The organism is Pseudomonas sp. FW305-28 (genome assembly GCF_017351395.1).
In the GTDB taxonomy this organism is placed as follows: Bacteria; Pseudomonadota; Gammaproteobacteria; order Pseudomonadales; family Pseudomonadaceae; genus Aquipseudomonas; species Aquipseudomonas fluorescens_AA.
This window is the reverse complement of record NZ_JACNDD010000315.1, coordinates 1-336: the sequence shown is the minus strand read 5'-3', so window position 1 is coordinate 336 and position 336 is coordinate 1. Positions and strand designations below refer to the sequence as shown.

The 336-nt window shown below is 64.9% G+C and carries 1 protein-coding gene; it reads left to right on the top strand.

Annotation, left to right across the window (positions count from 1 at the left end; translation table 11 throughout):
• Positions 1-6 precede the first annotated feature (6 nt).
• Positions 7-336 (top strand): radical SAM protein (locus J4E53_RS30600; protein ID WP_207268302.1); only part of this gene is annotated, 330 nt, incomplete at its 3' end.

Sequence of the window (336 nt, the reverse complement as noted above, 5' to 3'; positions counted from 1 at the left end):
ACCGCCCTGCCGCCCAGGCCGGAAGTCGGCCTGCCGCTGTGGCTGCTGGCGGAGCTGACCTATCGGTGTCCGTTGCAATGCCCGTACTGCTCCAACCCGTTGGACTTCGCCGAGCAGGGCAAGGAGCTGAGCACCGAGCAGTGGTTCAAGGTCTTTCGCGAAGCCCGGGAAATGGGCGCCGCGCAGTTGGGTTTTTCCGGTGGCGAGCCGCTGGTGCGCCAGGACCTGGCCGAGCTGATCGGCGAGGCGCGCAGGCTGGGTTTCTATACCAACCTGATCACCTCCGGCATCGGCTTGACCGAACAGAAAATCAGCGACTTCAAGAAGGCCGGGCTC